At 40.2% G+C, this 4,286-nt stretch carries 4 protein-coding genes; all 4 read left to right on the top strand.

Going from position 1 to position 4,286, the window contains the following annotated elements; translation table 11 throughout:
* Positions 1-937 (top strand): TolC family protein (locus tag ABI367_RS02055; protein ID WP_462229266.1); only part of this gene is annotated, 937 nt, incomplete at its 5' end.
* A gap of 15 nt (positions 938-952) precedes the next feature.
* Entirely contained in the window at positions 953-2,293 is a 1,341-nt protein-coding gene (locus tag ABI367_RS02060; protein WP_462229268.1) for an efflux RND transporter periplasmic adaptor subunit, read from the top strand.
* A 180-nt stretch (positions 2,294-2,473) separates the two neighbouring features.
* Positions 2,474-3,481 carry an NAD(P)H-dependent glycerol-3-phosphate dehydrogenase gene (locus ABI367_RS02065; protein ID WP_462229270.1) on the top strand — a complete coding sequence of 336 codons (1,008 nt, stop codon included), beginning with the start codon at positions 2,474-2,476 and terminating at the stop codon, positions 3,479-3,481.
* Between the two features lie 21 nt (positions 3,482-3,502).
* The gene (locus ABI367_RS02070; protein WP_462229272.1) at positions 3,503-3,880 is read left to right on the top strand and encodes a hypothetical protein; all 378 of its coding nucleotides are present in this window, start codon (positions 3,503-3,505) and stop codon (positions 3,878-3,880) included.
* Positions 3,881-4,286: the final 406 nt, after the last annotated feature.

Raw genomic sequence — 4,286 nt, forward strand, 5'->3', positions numbered from 1 at the left:
TATAGCTAACCAAACCTTAGATAAATCGCAGATAAGCTTTAACGTAGGTAACCAAACGCTGGCCGACCTGTCGCAGGCTAAAGCGCAGGTATCAATAGCCAATTATAATTTAACCACGGCCCAAAACCAGTTGGATCTGGCCATATTGGTACTTAAACAATATATGGAGATGGATCCTAATACACCGATTATTGTTGAAAAACCGGATATTAGCAGGCTAACGGATATAAAGACCATATATGATCAAAATGACGTTCTTAAAACCGCACTTGCCGTTAACCCTGATGTAAAACTGGCCGAGGCAAGGCAGCAAACGTCTGCACAGGCTATTAAAATAGCAAAGGGCACTTATTATCCAACGCTATCATTATTTGGTAATCTGCAATCAAGCTACTCAAATGCTGCGTCGCAATTTATTGGCTTTGGCTCGCCGGTATTACAAACTATAGGCACGGTACAAGGAACCGGTCAACTGGTACAAACACAGGTTGCACAATCAATTTATGGGCCATATCCTTTTACCAACCAGTTTGGCAACAACTTTAACCAGTCAATAGGTGTTAGTTTACAAATACCCATTTTTAACAGGTACCAGGCACGTACCAATGTGCGTAAGGCTAAACTTAATTATCAAAATGCCGAGCTGTCCACACAAATTGCCCGTAATAATTTAAGTAAAACTATTATACAGGCTATTTTAGATCTGCAGGCAGCTAATAAGCAGTATCAATCGGCAATTCAAACGTATCAGGCTAATAAAGATGCATTGAATGTTACCCAGGAACGATATAACGTTGGTTTGGTAAATACCTTGTTGTATAATACGGCACTTACCAATTATAACAAGGCACAAAATGATATGATACAAGCACAATACACAGTCATATTCAGAAGTAAAGTAATTGATTATTATTTAGGTAACCCTATATCTCTTTAAAATTTAAAAACCATCATGAAAAAAAATACAAAATATATTCTGATAACGCTTGGTGTGCTGGTAGTGCTGCTTGTAGTGGGTAAGGTTACCGGTATAATAGGTAAGCCGGCAAAAATACAGGTGGCAACCGAAAAAGCTGCCGTGCGCGACATTAATGAAACGGTATCTGCCAGCGGCAAAATTAAACCGCATACAGAAGTTAAAATAAGCCCTGAAGTATCAGGCGAGGTTGTTGAGCTACCGGTAAAAGAGGGCGACGTAGTTAAAAAAGGCCAGCTGATATGTAAAATACGTCCTGATATTTTAAAATCAGGTTACGAGCGTGCGGTTGCATCATATAACTCGCAAAAAGCAAACGTTGGTAACAGCAGCCAAATGTTAAAACAAGCCGAAGCTAATTATGAAAACCAGGCCGCAACCTATAAACGTAACAAGGAATTGTTTGATAAAAAGGTGTTAACCGCATCGGAGTTTGATGCGTCAAAAGCTGCTTATGAAAGTTCAAAAGCTTCTTTAGAAGCTGCAAAGCAGAATGTTATTGGTTCAAAATTTGGTTTGGCACAATCACAGGCGTCTGTTAAAGAAGCGCAGGATAACCTGATAAAAACCACTATATATTCGCCGATAGATGGTGTGATATCTAAATTATCCATAGAGCAGGGCGAACGTGTATTGGGTACTGCCCAGTTTGCAGGTACCGAGATTATGACCATCTCTGATTTAAGCCAGTTGGATGTTAACGTGGATGTAAACGAAAATGACATTAACCGAATTAAATTAGGTGATTCATCAAAAATTGAGATCGATGCTTTTGCTGATAAGAAATTTAGCGGGGTGGTAATGGAGATAGGAAGTTCGGCCAATGTGGTGGGTACCAATGCCGATCAGGTAACCAACTTTACTGTTAAGGTAAGGATAGATCCAAAATCATACGCCGACATTATGCGTAAGGATCGTGCCAACACGTCGCCGTTCCGTCCGGGTTTAACAGCCACGGTTGATATTAAAACCAATCATACCAAAGCATTGTCGGTACCTATACAGTCGGTAACCACGCGCGATGAAAAGAAGGATGAAAAAGTTGATGGCCCAAAACAGGATGACAAAGAAAAAACCGCAAGCAGCCAGCCATCCAAAGAGTATGTATTTATTTATAACAACGGTACGGTAAAACAAACGCTGGTAACCACCGGTATACAGGATGATACTTATATACAAATACTATCGGGCCTAAAAGACGGCGATGAGGTAGTATCAGCCCCTTATCCGGCTATTTCAAAAACATTAAAGGATGATTCTGCGGTAGAAAAAGTAGATAAAGCCAAGCTATTTGCTACTGATGATGATAAGAAGTAATTAAATGTGCGGATATGCAGGTGTGCAAATTTGCAAATGAAAAGAATTTAAGGCTGACCGAAAGGTTGGCCTTTTTTATGTCTGAACCATGATTTATAAGATTTATAGATTGCCATGATTAAATCCTGTCATTCTTAAATCATGCAAATCTTAGTTCAGACAAATTATTAACTTTGCCCCGTGCATAATCATAAAAATAAGATACTGGTTGTAGGTGGAGGGAGCTGGGCCACAGCTAACATTAAAATGCTTAGCGATAATACTACCGAAAAGGAAATTTTTTGGTGGATGCGCAATGAAGATGCTGTAAAACAGATTCAGCAGTTTGGCCACAACCCCAACTATCTAAGCTCGGTCGAGATCAAGTTGTCTGCACAAAACATATCCAACAACCTTAAAGAGCTTGTTGCCATTGCGGATATTGTTTTATTAAATGTACCCGCGGCATTTTTGAAGGAGGCTTTAAAAGATATTACTGCTGATGATCTTGCTGGTAAAAAAATTGTATCGGCTATAAAGGGTATAGTGCCTGATGAAAACCAGATAATAGCCGAGTTTTTAAATCAACATTACAACGTACCTTTTGATCGTTTCGCGGTTATAAGCGGCCCCTGCCATGCCGAAGAAGTAGCACTGGAAAAACTATCATACTTAACCATTGCCTCCATGAATACCGAGCTGGCCGCTGAGTTTGCAGGGATGATCAATACGCGCTATATTAAAACCATTGTGTCTGACGATATTTATGGTACCGAATATGGCGCTGTACTAAAAAATATTTATGCTATTGCCAGCGGCATTTGCCATGGTGTGGGGTATGGTGATAATTTTCAGTCGGTTTTAATATCAAATGCTATACGCGAACTGGAACGTTTTGTAGCCGCGGTACATCCTATTGACAGGGATATTAAAGAGTCGGCCTATCTGGGGGACTTGTTGGTTACCGCCTATTCGCAATTTAGCCGTAACCGTACTTTTGGTAACATGATAGGTAAAGGCTACACGGTAACATCGGCACAATTAGAAATGAATATGATTGCCGAGGGTTATTATGCCGTAAATTGTCTACACCAGGTTAATAAACAGTACAATGTTAATATGCCTATTTGCGATGCCGTTTACGCTATATTATATCAAAAGCGCCCGCCCTACCTGGAAATGAAAAATTTGGCAGAGAAATTGTGTTAAGGTCTTTAAATATAAAGACCTATGAAAAATTTAATGAAAGTTGCTTTGTTGGCAACGGGATTATTTGCCGCAGCACAAACACAGGCTCAAACACACAGAGATACAACCCTTGGGCAAAAAATTGATAAAACCACCAAAAAGGTAGGCCATGCCACCACTAAAACAGCTAAAAAGGTTGGTAACGAAACTGCCGAAGCTGCAACCGCAGTGGGCCATAAAACATCAGAGTTGGCCGCGAAAGGTGCTGCCGCTGTTGTAGATAAAAAATATGATGGCAAGGCTGGCCCCCATAATGAGAATATTTATATAGATAGTAAGTCTCGCTATTATTATGTAAATAAATCGGGCCACCGGGTGTACGTTACCAAGGCCGAATTAAAAACCAAAGTAGAAGATTAGTACTGCCTGTTAAGTTTAACGTATATGAAAAGCTACGTTTTATTAATAGCTCTGCATATTATTGTTGCCGATGAGCTGTTTATGCAGTTTATGCAATAATGAAAAGATAATATAAAAAACAAAGCCTTCTGCCTGTTACAGGCAGAAGGCTTTTTTAACTAAACTAATATTGTGATTGGAGATTAGTTAATTAGTGATTAGTAAAATTAAACTAATCACTAATCTCCAATTAACTAATCACTACCTTAAAATCTCCTGCGGCGTTCGGGGCGATCTTCGCGGCGTTTGCCCGAAAAATCACGGAAGCCACCACCGGCGTTACCACTTCTTTCGCGGGGTGTACCACCATCACGACGCTCACCACCACCACTACGGTTGTAGCCGCCTTCGCGACGCTCACCACCAC

Source organism: Mucilaginibacter sp., assembly GCF_039935595.1.
In the GTDB taxonomy this organism is placed as follows: domain Bacteria; phylum Bacteroidota; class Bacteroidia; order Sphingobacteriales; family Sphingobacteriaceae; genus Mucilaginibacter.